This window comes from Myroides indicus, assembly GCF_004364575.1.
Lineage (GTDB): Bacteria > Bacteroidota > Bacteroidia > Flavobacteriales > Flavobacteriaceae > Flavobacterium > Flavobacterium indicum_A.
The window spans coordinates 1-19,402 of sequence record NZ_SOAG01000002.1; the positions used below are offsets into that span (position 1 = coordinate 1).

Consider the following 19,402-nt stretch of genomic DNA (forward strand, 5'->3'; position numbering starts at 1 on the left):
AGTTTCACTATCGATTACGAAGACTGTCCTATTCCAAGAGGGATCTCTCCGAATAACGACGGATTGAATGATGTATTTGATTTGAGTCCTCACGGAGTGGAGAGTATCAAGATATACAATCGCTGGGGAACGGAGGTGTATTCGCATGGAGAAGGTTATACAACGCAGTGGCATGGACAGAGCAAAAGCGGAAAACAGTTACCTGACGGCACGTATTATTACGTGATTCACGCGCATGGTAAAGTGCGTACAGGTTGGGTACAGGTAAATAGGTAGTTTATTAGTTTTTTGGTTAGATTTGGTTATCCCCGGAGAGGTATTTGTAATTTATCCTTGCCGGGGATTAACTTTTAAAATATTTGATGGAATATAAATAAGCTATCCAAAAGATGAGATAATTGGCAATATGCTGAGCTATAGAACTACAAAGATTCTCATGAGCAATATATTGATTATTAATTTTAAATATTAAAAAGTTAGTACTAGCGTAAGCTTACTTTTTTCTATGATCTGATCTGTTTTCTAAGAAGGGTATTGAACTCTTTTTAAAAAGATAATTTCGATAAAATATACAAAAGAAAAGTAGTGAATATCTGTCCGTGGTATTGAGGGATGAGGATTTTTTAGTTCATTCCTCCTTTAAGAACAACTACAATTACCATTTCCACAATTTCCTTTTTTTCCTCCTCTGCCGTTGTTTTGTTTTAAAATTTTTAATAACAGATAACCCACTGCCAAAATTAATAAAGCATAGACGATAATATCCTGATAATTCATATGGTATTATTTTAGAAGTTGATATACAATTAAGGAAGCGATGTAGGCAAAACCGGTCATAAAAACCACCTGAAAAATTGTCCACTTCCACGATTTGGTTTCTCTGCGTGTAATAGCAACGGTTGATGCGCATTGCATGGCAAAAGCATAAAATACCATCAACGACATTCCACTAGCAAGCGTAAAAACTTTTTTACCGTTTTCTGGCCATACTTCTGTTTCCATTCTTGATTTGATAGTGGCTTCATCCTCACTGTCAGAACCTACATTGTATATTGTGGCCAGCGTTCCTACAAAAACTTCTCTTGCAACGAAAGAGGTAATGACTGCTATTCCTATTTTCCAATCGTATCCCAAGGGTTTAATAACAGGTTCTATTGTTTTTCCAACAATGCCAATATACGAATTCTCAAGCCTGTATCCTGCAATATGATTGTTTAAGTTTTCTTCCGGTAGGTTTTGGTTTTTATATTTTTCAGTAATAATTTGCTCTGCATTTTCAAAATTATTACCTGGACCGTGAGCTCCTAAAAACCAAATGATAATAGATAAAACAAAGATTATTTTACCGGCTCCCACTACAAATGCTTTTGTTTTTTCATACATTGTAGCCAGAACGTTTTTAGCAATAGGCATTCTGTAGTCAGGCATTTCGATAACAAAATAGGACTTATAAGGTGTTTTTATAAATCTTTTTAAAATCCAGGCTGAAATAAGCGCTGCCGAAAAACCCAAGAGGTAAAATAGGGTAAGAGTAAGAGCTTGTAATCCTAAGAAACCAAACAGATAAGTGTCGGGAATAACCAGCGAAATAAGAATAATATAAACCGGAATACGTGCCGAACAAGTGGTGAATGGAGTAACTAAAATAGTAAGTAGCCGTTCTTTGGGGTTTTCAATATTCCGAGCGGACATGATTGCTGGAATGGCACAGGCATTACCTGAAATTAAGGGAACTACACTTTTTCCGCTCAGTCCAAAAGGACGCATTAATTTATCCATTAAAAAAACTACGCGACTCATATAGCCGCTTTCTTCTAATAAGGATATAAACATAAATAAAATAGCGATTTGAGGAATGAAAGGCATAATACCTCCTATTCCCGGAACAATTCCGTCTGCAATTAAATCAGTTAGTTTTCCGGGCTCCATAACTGAATGAACCCAGCTGCCCAGCTCGCTAAATTTTTCGTCAATCCAGTCCATCGGATAGCTTGACCACTCAAAAATAGCCTGAAAAACAAGAAGCATGATCGCAAAAAAGATAACGTATCCCCATATTTTGTGAGTCAGCAATTGATCGATGCGGGTGCGGATACCCTTAGCTTTGGTTTTATCTTTTGAATAAGCTTCTTTCAATAAACCATTGATGAATTGGTAACGCTTAATAGTTTCTTTTTGCTGAAGGTGTTTGATTTTACTTTCTGTTAAATCAATTCCTTTAGAGAAAATGTCAGTCTTTTGAATGTGTCCGATTTGAATATTTTGAGAATAAATCATCCACAGTTTGTATACCGACAGGGAAGGATAAGTTAATGCAAGTTTTCCAAATAAGTCAGGTTCTATAACAGTTGCATTTAAGCATGGCTCTACAGAATAGGATTTATAATAGAGAATCGCTTGTTTAAGTTCATTTATGCCTTGTTTTTTTTTGGCACTCATTAAAATCACTTTAGCTTTTAAACCTTCTTCTAATTTTTTTAAGTCCAAAGATATTCCTTTTTCTTCCATTCTGTCAGCCATATTAATAGCTAATACGGTAGGAATTCCAAGTTCTTTAATTTGAGTGAGAAGAAGAAGGTTTCGCTTCAGGTTTTCAATATCAGCTACAACTACTACAACGTCGGGATAATCCTCATTAGAAGTGTCAAATAGCAAGTCCAATACTATCTTTTCATCAAGAGAGCTGGCGTTAATACTATATGTTCCCGGAAGGTCAACAAGAGTAGCTGAAATATCTGTATTTAATTTGGTGGTTCCGGTTTTTTTGTCTACCGTAATACCCGGGTAATTTCCTATTTTATGATTTAGCCCGGTTAAGGCATTGAAAACAGAAGTTTTTCCAACATTTGGATTACCTATTAAGGCAACTTTTATATTGTTTTTCATTAAAAGCACTAATTTTTCTAAGAGGAAGAAGTTTCGATATTTACTAAGATTTCTTTGGCAAGTTCTTTTCGGATAGAAAGATGCGTGTCATTAATACACAAGTATAAAGGATCTCCCAACGGAGCTACCTCCAAAAGCTCAACTTCATTCCCAGGCAAACATCCCATTTCTAAAAGCTTTAATGGTATATTGTGCATATCAAAATCTGCAATAATTCCTCTTTCCTTTCTTTTTAACAGGTCTAAAGTAGTACTCACTTTTATTTAGATTTAATTTGAATTACAAAAGTAAGCAATAATAAATAAAATAATAATTATATAGACTAATTCTTTATACTTTAAGCTACTATTTATCTCTTATTAGCAGTTTCTTTTTCGTGTTGATACAGCCATTGGATATCTTCCCATAATTGCTGCATATTTTTGTTTTCGTCGTCTTTGGTATCAAAATTAGTTCCGTCATAAAATCCCCGGATTCTGCCTTTGCCGTCTACTAAGATAAAATTTTCGGTGTGTACCATATCGTAAAGTTCATCGGGAGAGCCAGTTTTTACTGCCAGATATGAGTTGCGAGCAATAAAGTAAATATCTCTTTTATCGCCAGTAACCAAGTTCCAAACGCTATCGTTTACTGCTTTTTCCAAAGCGTATTCTTTTAAAACAGGCACACTGTCAATATCGGGAGTTACGGTGTGAGATAACAGCTTTACACCAGGAAGCGCTTTTATCTTTTCTTGCAGCCAAACCATATTGTCGCCCATTATAGGGCAGATAGTAGGGCAGGTAGTAAAGAAGAAATCAGCTATATAAATATGTCCGTCATAATCTTTGTTGGTAATAGTGTCTCCATTTTGATTGATAAATGAAAAAGGAGCAATGCGGTGGGCTTGCTTGTTTGCCTGATGTTGAATCAAACTGTCTACCAGCTCAGGATTAACCATAGACGGCGTATAAACAGGGAGCGATTTTCTATATTTTAAAGCATTGTAAAACATAAAGAGAATACCAACGCATAGCAAGAAAAAACCTGCAAAAAAGTACTTGTATTTTTTAAAGAAATGTAACATTTTGATTGAGTTTGCACAAACTTACAAATTCTCATTTTAAATAATGGTTAAAGCTGTGATAAATGGCTGGAGACTAATTTCTACTAAAAAAAAGTATCAACAAAGGATATTTTCCTATTTTTGTTAGTATTGTTAAAAACGAAAACTTATTTCTACTATGAACAAAAGAGTATTATTGGCTTCTGCGTTTGCTGTAGCTGCTTTGGTATCGTGTAAAGACACCAAAAAAGCAGAAGAAGCAGAAGGACAAGAAACACACGGAATCGCTTTGGAATATATGGATCAAAGTGTTAAGCCGGGAGACGATTTTTTTCGCTATGTAAACGGAGCTTGGTATGACAAAACCGAAATTCCGGATGACAGAACCCGATGGGGCAGCTTTGATGAATTGAGACAAAATACAGATCACGATGCTTTGGCAATTTTGAAACAAGCGGCAGCTAATCATAATTTAGATTCAAAATCTGATCAGGCAAAAGCAGTGGCTATTTTTGAAACTTATCTAGATGAAGCAAAACGAAACGAATTAGGCGTAGAGCCTCTTAAGCCTTATCTGGAAAAAATATACGCTATTAAAACACCAGAAGATGTAAGTAACTTAATTAATGAACTGGCAGGCGAAGGAGGATTGGGTATCTATTCAATTTATGTATACGCCGATGCCAAAAGCTCAAATGAAAACGCAGTATACTTAAGTACGGGAAGCTTAGGTTTGCCAGACAGAGATTATTACGTTTTGGATGATGCAGATATGAAAGAAAAGCGCAAGCAATATGTGGCACATGTTGCACGTATGTTGGAAATGTCGGGAGAGTCTAAAGAAGAAGCTTCTTTAGATGCTGAGCGTGTTTTGAATATTGAAACTAAAATGGCAGAACCGCGATTGACGAGAGTTGAGCGAAGAGACAGTCGTTTGACTTATAATCCGATGACCATTGCCGAGCTTCAAAAATTGACTCCTAATGTAAATTGGCAGAATTATTTAGATGCAACCGGATTGAAAAATGTTGATAAAATCATTGTTTCTCAACCGAAATATATGAAAGCGCTAAGCACAATTTTGTCTGCTCAAAATATCGATGACATAAAGGCATACTTAAAATGGACTTTGGTAAACGGAAGTGCAAGTGCTTTGTCAACAGATATGGAAAAAGCAAATTGGGAGTTTTATTCAAAAACCCTTCAAGGAGCAAAAGAACAGCGCCCAGCAGAAGAAAGAGCTTTGGCAGTTGTAAATGGTACAGTTGGAGAAGCGTTGGGACAGCTTTATGTGGCTGAAAAATTTCCACCGGAAGCCAAAGCTAAAGCACAAGCCATGATTAAAAATGTTTTATCTGCTTTTGGAGAACGTATCAAAGCATTGCCTTGGATGGAAGAAGAAACTAAAAGAGGAGCTTTAGAAAAATTAGGCACTACAACAGTAAAAATTGGTTATCCAGATAAATGGGAAGACTATTCTGCTATGGTTATTAAATCACCTGCGGAAGGAGGAAACCATTTTGAAAACATGAAAAATGCCGAAAAGTGGGAGGTTGCTAAAAACTTTGCTGATTATGGACAGCCGGTAGATAAATCGCGTTGGGGAATGTCTCCTCAAACGGTAAATGCTTACTTTAATCCACTGTATAACGAAATCGTATTTCCGGCAGCTATTCTTCAGCCGCCATTTTACGATTACAAAGCTGATGAAGCAATAAATTATGGCGGAATCGGAGCTGTAATTGGTCACGAAATTTCACATAGTTTTGACGATTCAGGTGCACGCTATGACAAGGATGGAAATCTAAACAACTGGTGGACAGAGATCGATTTAGAGCGCTTTACAGAGCTTGGAAATAATCTGGCAAACCAGTACAGTGCATTGGAACCACTTCCGGGAGTATTTGTTGATGGTAAATTTACTTTAGGAGAAAATATCGGAGATTTGGGAGGGGTTAATGCTGCGTATGACGGATTAAAAATATTTTTAAAAGAAAACGGAGATCCAGGTTTAATTGACGGTTACACTCCTGAACAGCGTTTCTTTATTTCATGGGGAACGATCTGGAGAACTAAAGCCAGAGATGAAGCTATTAAAAATCAGGTAAAAACAGATCCTCATGCTCCGGGGCATTATAGAGCGTATGTTCCGTTACAAAATGTAGACGCATTTTATGAAGCATTTGACATTAAGGAAGGTGATAAATTGTATATCCAACCAGAAGAAAGAGTAAAAATCTGGTAATTTGTAAGCTTATTTATAGATAAAAGGGGAATGTCTTCAGTTGTGAGACATCCCCTTTTTTATTGGGTTTTAAAAGCATAGCTAAAGATAAAAACTAAATACAACAATATTTTAAAGAGAATGCGTAAAACATTAATTGATATAAAAACAATATTTTTCATGTAAGCTTACTTTTTTTGAGTTTATTATTAATAATACTTTAGTTTTTTTTCTTTTAAGTGAAAGTGAGTTGAGTGTTTGTTAAAATGAGTAAAGATAGATTATACAATTGAAGCCTTTTTTTAATTTATTGATTTGTATATGATTATAGTATTATAGAAGCCGTGAGCTTTAAAAATTGGTTTCTGTTATATGTTGTATTTTAGTGGTTTAAACATAATTGCAGCTATGATGGGAACAAAAAAAGTGAGAGGAATTATAAATCCCCGCTATAACCAATTAGAAGCAGAAATATATAATTATATTCGCACGTATGACAGTATAACAACTTATTTAACCAGAGGAACAAGGAATACGATTAAGCTCGCGACACTTTCCAGTGGGCAAACGCTTGCCATAAAATCGTTTAAAATACCGAATGTCGTTAACAAGTACGTTTATAAGTTTTTGAGAAAACCTAAAGCTCAACGATCTTATGAACACGGATTCAAGTTGAGGGAACTGGGATTCAAAACACCGGAACCCATCGGATATATAGAATATTTTTCTGGCGGCACCTTGTGCGAAAGTTATTATATTTCTAATTACCTTGAAGCAGATATCAGTTATAGAGATTTAATAGAAGATTTAGATTATCCCGATAGAGAAGAAATTTTAAAACAATTTACTACCTTTTCTTTTTGTTTGCACGAAAAGGGTATTGAGTTTTTGGATCATTCTCCCGGAAATACGCTGATTAAAAAAACAGCACAAAATCAATATCAGTTTTTTCTGGTCGATCTTAACCGGATGAAATTTAACTCTCAGCTGAGCTTTAAGGAACGGATGAGAAATCTGTCGAGATTGACAACCAATATCAGCGATATTGAAAAAATAGCCAATCAGTATGCAAGGCTTATAGGTAAATCGTCAGTTGAGGTTTTCAACCGGCTTTGGTTGGAAACGCTCAAATTCCAATTCCGGTTTTACAAGAAAAAAGAAATTAAGTTTAGACTTAAAAAAGCTTGTGGAGAGCATAATGATAGATGAATAATAAATAAAACGGGGAGTTCTTTATATTAAGAGCTACCCGTTTTTGCGTATTGAATTGTTAGTTTATTTGTTCTTAATTAAAAAGATTTAGCAATAGTGACGGAAATAAACCGACAACGATGATGATTGCTGCAGCAATCGTACCTATAATGCTGTATAGAGCCGGAACAGCAAGTTTTTCTCTATTGGTTTCTTCGTAATTGGCAAACATGCGGATAATTACTTTCAAATAGTAATAAATACTGATAAATGAGTTGATAACACCAAAGATGACTAAAGTAATATAGCCATTTTGAATTGCCTGTGAAAAGAGAAAAAATTTACCAAAAAATCCTGCAAAAACAGGAATTCCTCCCATAGATAAAAGAGCTATAGATAAGACAATAGCCATTAATGGATTGCGCTTGCCTAAACCGTCAAAACTAGATATAAGTTCATCTTCATTGTTTTTACAAACTGCCATTAAAACTGTAAAAGCTGCCATACCGGCAAAAGAATAAGCCGTTGCGTAATAAAACAGGTTTGGACTTGCAGAACCCAGAGCTGTCAGTGCCATCATCATAAAACCAGCGTGTGAAATACCTGAGTATGCTAAAAGACGTTTCATATTATCCTGACGGATAGCCATAATGTTTCCTACCGTTAATGTAATGATAGTTATAAAAATTAAAGCATTCATATAGCTTTCCGGCATTTGATGAAGCAGGTTAACACTTATTTTGTACAGTGTTGCTATGGCAGTAACTTTTACAAGGGTACTCATAATAGTCGTAGTAAGCGTAGGCGCTCCTTGATATACATCCGGTGCCCAAAAGTGAAAAGGAACCGCAGCTACTTTAAAAAGCATACCGATAATAATCATAGTTGCCCCTAGCGCATACCACACAGGCAAAGAAGTACTGACAGCGATATTACTAATTTGAGCAATATCAAATGAACCCGTTGCACCGTATATCAGTGCAATGCCAAACAGCACAATTCCCGAAGCAAACGATCCCAATAAAAAATATTTCATAGCAGATTCATTGCTCTTGATGTTTTTCCTGTCTGCACCGCAAAGAATGTATAAAGTAATAGATAAAATTTCTAAACCTAAGAAAAACATAGCCATATTGCCAAAGCTAACCATACAGATAGCGCCCATAAGCAAAAATAGTTTTAAAGAAACGTAGTCGGCTATTTTAGTAAATTCGTTTTTATAGAAATCGTTGCTCAATGCCACTATAAAAATAGTAAGTGCAATGAAAAGAGAGGAAAAAGCGTTTGAAAAACGAGTAGAAACAAACATATTATTATAGTAGGCTTCCACGACGCTTATATTGCATACCGTATAACCAAGTATTCCCAACAGTCCTATAACAGTCATAGGTATTACCATTTTTCGCAAATTGATAATTTCTGCTATAAGCACTAAAACCGCTAATACTCCAATTGCTATTAATGTATTCATTTGTGATATTTTGGAATTACGTTCATCAACTTAAAGGTTGAATCCCTTTTATATTTTATTACTTAATATATGAAACAATTTCTACAAGACTTGGGGTAATCAGTTCGGTTAATGGCTTTGGATAAATCCCCAAAAATATTACACATATTACGATTACTCCTAAAACAATTCCTTCCGTTTTGTCAATATCTGCAAAAGGCTTGGAATTTGTTTCGCCCAACATGGTTTTTTGATACATTCTAAGCATGTAAAATGCCCCGAGAATGATGGTTGTTCCTCCAAATAATGCATACCATAAGTTGACCTGTGATAAGCCATACAGTAGATTAAACTCTCCTATAAAGCTAAAGGTTCCCGGTAAACCAATAGAGGCAAATACCAGAATCATAAAAGCAGAAGCAAATTTTGGTGCTTGCTGACGGATACCTCCCATCTCACTGATTAAACGCGTATTATAGCGTTTGTATAAAATTTCTGCAGTAAAAAACAGTCCCACAATAACCAAACCGTGTGCAATCATCTGAAGAACAGCTCCGCGTAATCCGTCTGTGGTAAGCGTATAAGCTCCGGCAGCAATTAACCCTACGTGAGCTAAAGATGAGTAGGCAAAAAAGCGCTTAATATTTACTTGCTTTAAAGCTACAATTGATCCGTATATCACACCTATAATGCACAATACTAAAATAGTAGGCATTAATTCTCTGGCTGCGTCAGATGCAATTGGTAATTGCCAGCGAATTATAGAATACAATCCCATTTTAAGCATGATTCCCGACAATAGCATTGTTCCTATTGTGGGAGCTTTTTCATAAGTTGATGCTTGCCATGTATGAAAAGGGAAAATAGGAATTTTAATAGCATAAGCTATAAAAAACGATAAAAATATCCAATATTGTTCTTTGCTAGATAAATTTAAATTATATAGATCATAAAGCATAAAACTTCCCGCTTTCTGATATAAATAAATGAAGCCTACCAGCATGAATAAAGATCCAGCAAAAGTATAAATAAAAAATTTAAAGACAGTTTTTTTACGTGCTTCAAAAGTATCATTACCCCATAGCAGTGCAATAAAATATATTGGAATCAAAGCAAGTTCCCAGAAAACATAATATAAAAATCCGTCCGAAGCCAGAAACGTTCCGGTCATGGCAAAACACATAAACATCACTAAAGCGTAAAAAATATTAGTTTTTTCAATGTGTTTTCCCCATGCCGAAAGAATAATAAGTGGTGTAAGCAACGTGTTTAAAAGTACAAGTGCCAATGCCAGGCCATCTGCTTTTAAAGCGATGTGAATATTCGGGTTGGCAATCCATTCCACAGAATAGTCTGCGTTGAAACCTGAGTTGTGCTGACAGATTAAAACAAAGGTCTCTATAAAGGCAATTACTGCAAATGATAAAGCTACTTTTGCCGCTGATTTTTTACCGGAAAAATAGGTTGCCAATGCACCAATCAATAACGTTAATAATAGTATAGTTATGTTCATCTCTTAAATTAACTTGCAATGAATAAATAATACAGTATAATACACACTCCAAAAACAAAAGCAAACAAATATAGACCAATGTTTCCATTCTGCGCTTTTTTACCTTGTAATGACAGTCCATCGACAATTTTACCCAATCCGAAAATAGTCTCGGATAAAGCAACTTCAACAACATCTCTGAAAAACGTACCTAAAGCATAAATAGGTTTTACAATTATTTTCATATAGATTTCATCTACATAATATTTGTTGTACAATACCTTATGAAACCCTGTGATTTGTTCGTCTTCCTGAGGAATATCTCCTTTTTTAATGTATTTGCTATAAGCCATGCCAAATCCGATTAATGCTCCAATAACCGCTACTGCCATCAATACATATTCAATAGTACCAAAAGCATGATGATTGTTGGCGGCATTATTTAAAATTATAGGTTGAAGATAATTGTTTAGCCAACTGTTGCCTGGCAAGCTGATAACTCCACCAACAACAGACAAAATGCCCAATATCCATAGTGGAATAGTCATTGAAGCCGGGCTTTCGTGTAGGTGATTTTTTTGTTCTTGCGTTCCTCTGAAATTTCTGAAAAATGTTAAAAATAATAAACGGAACATATAGAAAGCTGTCATAATAGAGGCTAATGAGCCTATAATATACAACGCAGGATTGTTGTGAAAAGCAGTCATCAGAATTTCGTCTTTAGAGAAAAACCCAGAAAAGGGAGGAAATCCTGAAATTGCCAATGTAGCCACTAAAAAAGTAGCATAAGTAGCTTTCATAAATTTGTTTAAGCCGCCCATTTTTCGCATATCCTGTTCACCGCCCATTGCGTGAATAACAGAACCGGAACCCAAAAACAGACAAGCTTTAAAGAAAGCATGTGTGATTACGTGAAAAACAGCTATTTCATAAGCACCGAAACCAACTGCCATAAACATTAGCCCAAGCTGTGAAACAGTAGAGTAAGCGAGTACTTTTTTGATGTCGTTTTGAACCAATCCGATAGATGCAGCAAACAAAGAAGTAACTGCACCTACAATGGCAATAATATTCTGTATTTGAGGAGCAAGGTCAAAAACAAAATTCAGCCTTGTGATTAAGAAAATACCTGCCGTAACCATAGTTGCGGCGTGAATTAATGCTGATACAGGAGTAGGTCCTGCCATCGCATCCGGTAACCACGTGTAAAGCGGAATTTGAGCACTTTTTCCAACTGCACCTATAAACAGTGCTAATGCAGCTACGCCAATCCAGGTATTGATTTGATGGTTGGTTCCGTGCATAAGGGATTCTTTAATCGTCATGTAATCTACAGACTGGAAAAGAAAAGCCAGGATAAATACGCCAACTAGAAAACCTAAGTCGCCAATACGGTTAACGATAAAAGCCTTTTTAGCAGCATCGTTATAAGATTGATTCTTATGCCAAAATCCGATTAGCAGATAGGAGCAAAGCCCAACTCCTTCCCAACCGATGAAGGTGATTAACAAGTTGCTTCCTGTTACCAAAACAATCATAAAAAAGACGAAGAGGTTCAGGTATCCGAAGAATTTGCCATAATTTTCATCTCCTTTCATGTAGCTCGTAGAGTACCAGTGAATCAGCGTACCAATACCTGTTACAAAAAGCAGCCATAAAAGGGAAAGCTGATCCAATAAAAAGCCAAAAGAAACTTTAAAGTTGGCAAAAGCCATCCATTCAAATAAATCTGATTGGATGGGTTGTTTTGTAGTATTTACCTGAAAAAAAGCAATTACCGTAACGATAAATGAAACTAAAACCGCCAAGGTTGCAATAATTCCTGAACCATTCCCTAATTTTTTTCCAAAGCAAATATTAAGCAAAGCCCCCAAAAGAGGCACTAATAATAAAAGTAAAATTACGTTTGTATCCATGCGGAATTATCCTTTTAAGTTTTTTAATTTATCAATATCAATCGAGCCAATATTTCTGTAAATAGTTACCAGAATAGCTAGTCCTACAGCAACTTCTGCAGCGGCGACAGCCATGGTAAAAAACACAAAAACCTGTCCTTGTGCATCCTGGTGATAAGTAGAAAAAGCTACTAACAACATATTGGCTGAATTAAGCATGATTTCAATACACATAAACATGATAATGGCGTTTCGTCGGAACAATATACCAAATACTCCAATACAGAATAGGATAATTGATAAGTAGATGTATTTTTCAATACCGATTATTTCTATTACATTTTCCATAACTACGCTGTTTTTTCGGTTTTATCCTTTTTAGAAATTAAAACTGCACCAATCATTGCTAATAAAAGCAATACCGCAACCATCTCAAAAGGCAATACGTAATCGTTAAGCAAAACCTGACCTAATACCTGAACCGATTGGAAATCTTTGCCGTGGGTAGTATATTGCAGTTCATAAATTTCTGTTCCTCTCATTACTACAGATAATATAATTAGCCCCATTAAGCAAAATGCCACGGTCGCTACCAGTTTAGTAACAAAAGGCTTTTGTACTTCGTTGCTGATATTCAGGTTCATCAACATGATGGTAAAAAGCATCAAAATCATAATTGCTCCTGAGTATACCATAATATGTACCATACCTAAAAATTGAGAGTTTAACAGGATATAGTGTCCTGCCAAAGAAAAAAAGCTGACCACAAGCCACAGCGCACTGTGAATCGGATTTTTACTCAAAAGGGTTAAAGCTGCACTTCCGAGAGTAATAGTCGAAAGAATATAAAATAGAATATCTATCATAATTAAGCTTGATTCTGTTTAGTGTTTTGCAAAGCCATTTCCAAAGGCATGACTAGTTTATCTTTACCGTAAATAAAATTCTCTCTATCAACATCTGCCCTTGTAATTTGTTTAGATTTAGTAAGATAGATAGCTTCTTTAGGACAAGCTTCTTCACATAAACCGCAAAAAATACAACGAAGCATATTGATTTCGTATATTTCGGCATATTTTTCTTCTCTGTACAGATGTATTTCATTTGGTTTGCGCTCTGCCGCTTTCATCGTAATAGCTTCGGCAGGACAAGATAGAGCACACAAGCCACAGGCTGTACATCTTTCTCTACCTTCATCATCTCTCATCAGCATATGCCTTCCTCTGTACACCGGACTAAAAGGGCGAACTTTTTCGGGGTATGATACTGTTACCTTTTTTTTAAATAAGTGGCGAAGAGTAATCATCATCCCTTTTAAAATGGCTATCAGATAAATGCGTTCCGACCAAGAAAGCTTCTTGTTGGAAACCATTTTTTTTCTGCCTGACAGCGAATATGTATTTGTGTTTGTTGACATGTCCTTTATTATTTAGTGAGTAAAATAACAACGGCTGTAACTACTAAGTTGAGCAGCGCTAATGGGATTAATGACTTCCAGCCTAAGTTCATCAACTGATCGTATCTGAAACGAGGCAAAGTCCATCTTACCCACATATATACAAAAATGAAAAAACAGATTTTGGCAAATAATACAAAAATTCCAATGATATTTGCTGCGTTTGCACTCCAATTTTCGGCTGCCCAGCTCATTCCCGGATAATTGTAAGCACCAAAATACAATACCGAAATAATAGCAGACGAAATAAATAAATTGGCATATTCAGCAAAAAGATAGAATCCCATTTTCATGGAAGAATATTCTGTATGAAAACCACCTATCAATTCTTGTTCGCATTCAGCCAAATCAAACGGTGCCCTGTTGGTTTCTGCAAACGAACAAATTAAAAAGATAAGAAAACCAACTGGCTGATAAAATACATTCCAGTTCATACCACTTTGTTGGAGTGCTATTTCGCGCATACTCATGGTCTGTGTCATCAGCAGTAACCCGATTAAAGACAGTCCCATGGCAATTTCATAAGAAATCATTTGAGAAGCAGCTCGCATACCGCTCATTAAAGAGTATTTGTTGTTAGATGCCCATGCTCCGATCATAATTCCATATACACCGACTGAAAGTACTGCCAATATATAAAGAAGCCCGACATTGATATCTGCTGCCTGTAAAATAATGTCTCTCCCAAAAAGGTGGAGTGTATCTCCCCATGGCATGACAGCACTCGTCATTAAGGCTAATGTCATGGCTAAAAAAGGACCGAATTTGAATAGAAATTTATTAGGCGTATTAGGTTCATATTCTTCTTTGGCAAATAGTTTTAAACCATCAGCTAAAGGTTGTAGAATTCCTCCTTTACCAGCGCGGTTAGGGCCAAGGCGGTCTTGTATCCATGCAGCAATCTTTCGTTCCGCCAGAGTAGCGTACATTGCCATTAACATTGTAATAGCAAATACTATTACAATAATGACAGCTTTATCGATAATAATTGTTTTGTCCATTCCTCCGTCCTTTTATTCTTTTGATTCATGTTCCGTGTACGGAATATTTTTCATACTTATCTTGATGCGGTCTTGTTCGCGCCCTTCCAAGATGTGTTCTTCCGTTTTTATAACTACCTTATCCAGTTTACGGGTATAATTGTTTTGATTTATAACTGAAAATTTTTCAAATTTTCTTGGCCCTTCAATTACCCAATCCGTTGGCTCTTTGTGGTCAAAACGACATTGGTTGCAGATAAACTCTTCTACCTCATGGAATTCATCTTTGCGGGCAGTAACCCGTTGAATTTCTTCTCCAAACATCCAAAGCGTAACTTTTCCCGAGCACTTTGTGCAGTTTCTGTGTGCGTTATAAGGTTTGTTAAACCACACGCGAGATTTGAAACGAAATGTTTTATCCGTTAAAGCACCAACCGGACAAACGTCAATCATATTGCCGGAAAATTCGTTGTCAATCGCATTGGAAATATAGGTGGAAATCTGAGCGTGATCACCTCTTCCGCATACGCCGTGAACGCGATCGTCTGTTAATTGTTCAGCTACCTTTACACAGCGGTAACACAAAATACAGCGATTCATGTGAAGCTGTATATTGTCGCCTATATTTTCCGGTTCAAAGGTTCTTTTGTCCTCTTTAAAGCGTTTTTGTGAGATCCCGTGCTGAAAAGACAAATTTTGTAAATCGCATTCTCCCGCTTGATCACAGACAGGGCAGTCTAACGGGTGATTGATAAGCAAAAATTCAGTTACAGCTTTTCTTGCTTCCAATACACGGTCAGAGGAAATGCTTTTTACTTCCATACCGTCCATAACACCGGTTTTGCAAGATGCCATGAGTTTGGGCATCGGGCGCGGATCGGCTTCGCTTCCTTTAGAAACTTCCACTAAGCAGGCACGACATTTTCCGCCTGTATCTTCCAGTTTTGAATAATAGCACATGGCTGGCGGAACGGATTCTCCGCCTATCATTCTCGCTGCTTGCAGAATCGTTGTTCCCGGTTCTACTTCTATTTCATGTCCGTCTATAGTAACTTTCATAAACTGTGCTTTATTAAAGTCAGGATTCTATTGAAATCTTGACAAATATTAATTAGTTATCAAATGTTTTATACTTTCAAAAGGCTCATTCATAAAGTGATCTCTGTTTTTTACTTTTTCAGGATATAAAACGTGATATTCAAATTCATCTCTAAAATGTCTAATAGCTGCTGCAACCGGCCATGCTGCTGCATCTCCTAAAGGACAAATGGTATTTCCTTCTATATTTTTTTGGATATCCCACAATAAATCAATGTCCTCCATTGTTCCTTGTCCGGTTTCTATGCGGTGTAAAACTTTTTCCAGCCACCCGGTTCCTTCTCGGCAAGGCGAACATTGTCCGCAACTTTCGTGTGCGTAAAATCTTGCAAAATTCCAAGTATTTCTAACGATACAAGCCGTGTCATTATATACAATAAATCCTCCGGATCCCATCATTGAGCCACTTTCAAATCCACCTTCAGCCAACGATTCATAAGTCATCATTCTGTCTTCGCCGTTTGCTGTTTTATAGATTAAGTGTGCCGGTAAAACAGGAACGGAAGAACCTCCCGGAACCAATGCTTTGAGCGGACGGCTGTCCATCATTCCACCACAATATTCATCTGAATTGATGAACTCATCTACAGAAATTCCCAATTCAATTTCATATACTCCCGGTTTTTTTATGTGTCCTGAAGCAGAAATTAATTTGGTTCCGGTAGAACGACCAACGCCTAATTTGGCGTAATCAGCTCCGGAATTATTGACAATCCACGGCACGTTGGCAATGGATTCTACGTTGTTAACCACAGTGGGGTTGCCCCATAAACCGCTTACAGCCGGGAAAGGTGGTTTAATACGAGGGTTTCCTCGTTTTCCTTCTAATGACTCAATTAAAGCAGTTTCTTCTCCGCATATATAAGCCCCGGCTCCACAATGTACGTGTAAATCCAGAGAATAATCTGTGCCTAAAATATTTTTACCCAGCCAACCTGCGGCATAAGCTTCTTTAATGGCTCTTTCAAGTGTTTTAAACACCCACATATATTCTCCGCGAATATAGATGTAAGATAAATTGGCTCCTAAAGCGTAACTGGATGTAATCATTCCTTCAATCAGCAAATGCGGAATGTATTCCATCAGGTAGCGGTCTTTGAAAGTACCCGGTTCGGATTCATCAGCGTTGCAAACCAAGTGTCTGGGTTTGCCTGATTTTTTGTCGATAAAGCTCCACTTTAATCCAACGGGGAATCCCGCTCCTCCGCGACCTCTTAATCCTGAAGCTTTTACTTCTTCTGTAATTTCATCAGGAGTCATCGTTTTCAGGGCTTTTTCAACAGAACTATAGCCGCCTTGCTGACGATATACTTCGTATGATCTGATTCCCGGAACGTTTATCTTATCTAATAATATCTTTGTAGCCATAATACTATTTGTCGTGAAGAATTATATTTCCTGCTTTACAATCTTTTATAATTTGATCTATTTTTTCTTTGGTAAGATGTTCTTTATAAAAATCTCCTAATTGCATCATGGGTGCATATCCGCAGGCACCTAAACACTGCACACCTGCTACAGAAAATAATCCATCAGCTGTTGTACCTCCGGGTTTTATTCCCAATTTTTCGCAGGTATATTCCATCATGTCATCAGCACCTCTTAAACCGCAACAAGAAGTCAAACAAAATTCAAACGTATATTTTCCCATCGGTTTTTGGTTGTACATCGTATAAAATGTAACAACTTCATAAACTTCTATCGGTTTAATCTCTAAAATTTCAGCAACCTTATCCATTAATTCTGTACTCAGCCAATTGTCGTGTGCATCCTGGACTTCATGTAAAACAGGCAGTAAAGCCGATTTTTTCTTATCTGACGGATAGTGGCTCAGCAGTTCATCGATGCGTTGCTGTAATTCCGGTGTTATATTAATATCTTGTTTGTATTTGTTTGTTTCCATGATTTAAGCGTCTAATTCTCCGGCAATAATGTTTAAACTTGAAAGTGTGATAATAGCATCAGACAACATTGAACCCCTTACTATATCGTTATAAGCTTGATAAATAATAAAACAAGGTCTTCTAAAATGAAGTCTGTATGGTGTTCGGCTGCCATCCGTAATCAGGTAGAACCCTAATTCTCCATTACCTGCTTCAACAGGGTGGTACACTTCTGTTATCGGAACGGGAACTTCTCCCATTACGATTTTGAAGTGGTAAATCAAAGCTTCCATGTTGGTATAAACATCCTCTTTTGGAGGAAGGTAATAATCGGGTACATCAGCGTGGAAAGGACCTTCCGGCATTTTGTCAAGAGCCTGTCTGATAATTTTTAAACTTTCATATACTTCTGCATTGCGCACACAAAAGCGATCGTAGCAGTCTCCGTTGGTTCCTACCGGAATATCGAATTCAAAATCTTCATAAGAGCAGTAGGGATTGGCTACCCTAACATCATAATCCACACCGGCAGCTCTTAAATTAGGACCGGTAAATCCGAAATTAATGGCTTCTTCTGCCGAAATTCCGCCTACGCCAATGGTTCTGTCCATAAATATTCGGTTTCGCGTAAGCAGGTTTTCAAATTCTTCCCATATCGCAGGAAATTCTTCTAAAAACTCGTTTAATTTTTTAAATGCAGTTGGGCTCCATTCTCTTTCAAACCCTCCGATTCTTCCCATATTGGTTGTCAGTCGGGCACCACATATTTCTTCAAAGATTTCGTATATCTTTTCGCGATACTGAAATACGTATAAAAATCCGGTTAAAGCACCGGTGTCAACGCCCATTACTGAGCTGCAGATAATGTGATCTGCTATACGGGCAAGTTCCATTACAATAACGCGCATATACTGTACACGCTTAGGGATTTCTATGCCCAATGCTTTTTCTACTGTCATCCACCATGCGGTATTATTGATAGGGGAAGAACAGTAGTTTAAACGGTCGGTAAGTACATTGATCTGATAAAAAGGTCTGTTTTCGGCAATTTTTTCAAAAGCACGGTGGATATAGCCAACTGTTCCTTCTCCGTCAATTATTTTTTCTCCGTCCAGCAATATGATATTTTGAAAGATACCGTGAGTAGCGGGATGGGTAGGTCCCAGATTCAGAATTTGCAACTCTGTTCCGTCTTCTTTGAATTTTTCTTCTATTAACTTAGCGTATCGCTCTTCTGGTGGTAACAATAAGTCCGACATAATCTTTGCATTTAATCATTTAACTATTGTGAACGGTTCTTCCAAAGAATCTGTCATCTTTATCTGTGCGTCCCGAATCTTCTAAAGGGAATTCTTTTCTCAACGGAAAGGAAACCATTTCGTCCATGTTTAAAATTCGCTTTAGTTGAGGATGATTTTTAAATTTTATCCCGTAAAAATCGTATGTTTCGCGTTCTTGCCAATTAGCACTTTTAAATAAATCTGTCATGGAGTCAACAACAGGATTTTTAGCATTTAAATAAGTTTTTATGCGTATTCTTACATTGTCAATCCAGTTGTGCATGTGATAAACAACAGTAAATTGCCTGTCTTCTTCCGAATCGGGATAATGAACTCCGCATACATCTGTCAAAAAATTAAAATTCAGAGTTGAATCTTCTTTTAAAAATTTCACTACGTCGTGAATGCTGTCCGGTGTCACTTCAAAAACAAGCATATTGTGCTGCTCGTGAAACTCTGAAACCGACATTCCAAAGTTGCTGATTAAATATTTTTGTATAGTGCTATTATCTAATGACATAA

General features: G+C 36.7%; 19 protein-coding genes. 3 read left to right on the forward strand and 16 right to left on the reverse strand.

The genetic code is table 11. The features are described 5' to 3' along the window. On the forward strand, positions 1-276 hold a 276-nt coding region (locus C8P70_RS00780), incomplete at its 5' end, for a gliding motility-associated C-terminal domain-containing protein (protein WP_133711449.1). 363 nt (positions 277-639) lie between these two features. Here the strand turns inward: C8P70_RS00780 and C8P70_RS00785 are convergent. From C8P70_RS00785 to C8P70_RS00800, 4 genes are all read right to left on the reverse strand, one after another. Beyond that, positions 640-777, reverse strand: coding sequence for a FeoB-associated Cys-rich membrane protein (locus C8P70_RS00785; protein ID WP_133711450.1), 138 nt, complete (start codon positions 775-777; stop codon positions 640-642). Between the two features lie 6 nt (positions 778-783). Further along, on the reverse strand, positions 784-2,886 hold the full coding sequence (gene feoB, locus C8P70_RS00790; protein ID WP_133711451.1) for a ferrous iron transport protein B: 2,103 nt from the start codon (positions 2,884-2,886) through the stop codon (positions 784-786). A gap of 17 nt (positions 2,887-2,903) precedes the next feature. Further along, positions 2,904-3,143: a FeoA family protein gene (locus tag C8P70_RS00795; RefSeq protein ID WP_133711452.1), complete on the reverse strand. Its 240-nt coding sequence runs from the start codon at positions 3,141-3,143 to the stop codon at positions 2,904-2,906. A gap of 92 nt (positions 3,144-3,235) precedes the next feature. Then, the gene (locus tag C8P70_RS00800; protein WP_133711453.1) at positions 3,236-3,952 is read right to left on the reverse strand and encodes an SCO family protein; all 717 of its coding nucleotides are present in this window, start codon (positions 3,950-3,952) and stop codon (positions 3,236-3,238) included. Between the two features lie 157 nt (positions 3,953-4,109). On the opposite strand from C8P70_RS00800, the gene C8P70_RS00805 reads away from it, so the two are divergent. Together C8P70_RS00805 and C8P70_RS00810 are read left to right on the forward strand one after the other, a co-directional pair. Next, a complete protein-coding gene (locus tag C8P70_RS00805) occupies positions 4,110-6,176 on the forward strand; it encodes a M13 family metallopeptidase (RefSeq protein ID WP_133711454.1) in 2,067 nt (688 codons plus the stop codon). A 351-nt stretch (positions 6,177-6,527) separates the two neighbouring features. Next, the gene (locus C8P70_RS00810) at positions 6,528-7,364 is read left to right on the forward strand and encodes a lipopolysaccharide kinase InaA family protein (protein ID WP_243832636.1); all 837 of its coding nucleotides are present in this window, start codon (positions 6,528-6,530) and stop codon (positions 7,362-7,364) included. A gap of 76 nt (positions 7,365-7,440) precedes the next feature. On the opposite strand, the gene C8P70_RS00815 is transcribed toward C8P70_RS00810, so the two are convergent. Genes C8P70_RS00815 through C8P70_RS00870 form a run of 12 tightly spaced genes read right to left on the reverse strand, consistent with a single transcriptional unit; the run spans position 7,441 to position 19,400 of the window. After that, entirely contained in the window at positions 7,441-8,817 is a 1,377-nt protein-coding gene (locus C8P70_RS00815) for an NADH-quinone oxidoreductase subunit N (protein WP_133711455.1), read from the reverse strand. Between the two features lie 58 nt (positions 8,818-8,875). Then, on the reverse strand, positions 8,876-10,309 hold the full coding sequence (locus C8P70_RS00820) for a complex I subunit 4 family protein (protein ID WP_133711456.1): 1,434 nt from the start codon (positions 10,307-10,309) through the stop codon (positions 8,876-8,878). A gap of 8 nt (positions 10,310-10,317) precedes the next feature. Further along, on the reverse strand, positions 10,318-12,204 hold the full coding sequence (gene nuoL / locus C8P70_RS00825) for an NADH-quinone oxidoreductase subunit L (protein ID WP_133711457.1): 1,887 nt from the start codon (positions 12,202-12,204) through the stop codon (positions 10,318-10,320). Positions 12,205-12,210: 6 nt separating this feature from the next. Then, positions 12,211-12,531 carry an NADH-quinone oxidoreductase subunit NuoK gene (nuoK, locus tag C8P70_RS00830; protein ID WP_133711458.1) on the reverse strand — a complete coding sequence of 107 codons (321 nt, stop codon included), beginning with the start codon at positions 12,529-12,531 and terminating at the stop codon, positions 12,211-12,213. Between the two features lie 2 nt (positions 12,532-12,533). After that, entirely contained in the window at positions 12,534-13,049 is a 516-nt protein-coding gene (locus tag C8P70_RS00835) for an NADH-quinone oxidoreductase subunit J family protein (RefSeq protein WP_133711459.1), read from the reverse strand. Positions 13,050-13,051: 2 nt separating this feature from the next. After that, positions 13,052-13,600 carry a NuoI/complex I 23 kDa subunit family protein gene (locus tag C8P70_RS00840; protein ID WP_133711460.1) on the reverse strand — a complete coding sequence of 183 codons (549 nt, stop codon included), beginning with the start codon at positions 13,598-13,600 and terminating at the stop codon, positions 13,052-13,054. Positions 13,601-13,608: 8 nt separating this feature from the next. After that, a complete protein-coding gene (gene nuoH, locus C8P70_RS00845; RefSeq protein ID WP_133711461.1) occupies positions 13,609-14,640 on the reverse strand; it encodes an NADH-quinone oxidoreductase subunit NuoH in 1,032 nt (343 codons plus the stop codon). Positions 14,641-14,652: 12 nt separating this feature from the next. Further along, positions 14,653-15,678: a 2Fe-2S iron-sulfur cluster-binding protein gene (locus C8P70_RS00850; RefSeq protein WP_133711462.1), complete on the reverse strand. Its 1,026-nt coding sequence runs from the start codon at positions 15,676-15,678 to the stop codon at positions 14,653-14,655. A gap of 48 nt (positions 15,679-15,726) precedes the next feature. Continuing rightward, a complete protein-coding gene (gene nuoF / locus C8P70_RS00855; RefSeq protein ID WP_133711463.1) occupies positions 15,727-17,085 on the reverse strand; it encodes an NADH-quinone oxidoreductase subunit NuoF in 1,359 nt (452 codons plus the stop codon). 4 nt (positions 17,086-17,089) lie between these two features. Further along, a complete protein-coding gene (locus C8P70_RS00860; protein WP_133711464.1) occupies positions 17,090-17,620 on the reverse strand; it encodes an NADH-quinone oxidoreductase subunit NuoE family protein in 531 nt (176 codons plus the stop codon). 3 nt (positions 17,621-17,623) lie between these two features. Next, positions 17,624-18,859: an NADH-quinone oxidoreductase subunit D gene (locus C8P70_RS00865; RefSeq protein ID WP_133711465.1), complete on the reverse strand. Its 1,236-nt coding sequence runs from the start codon at positions 18,857-18,859 to the stop codon at positions 17,624-17,626. Between the two features lie 19 nt (positions 18,860-18,878). Continuing rightward, positions 18,879-19,400 (reverse strand): NADH-quinone oxidoreductase subunit C, encoded by a 522-nt coding sequence (locus C8P70_RS00870; RefSeq protein WP_133711466.1) that lies wholly within the window; start codon positions 19,398-19,400, stop codon positions 18,879-18,881. Between the last annotated feature and the right edge of the window lie 2 nt (positions 19,401-19,402).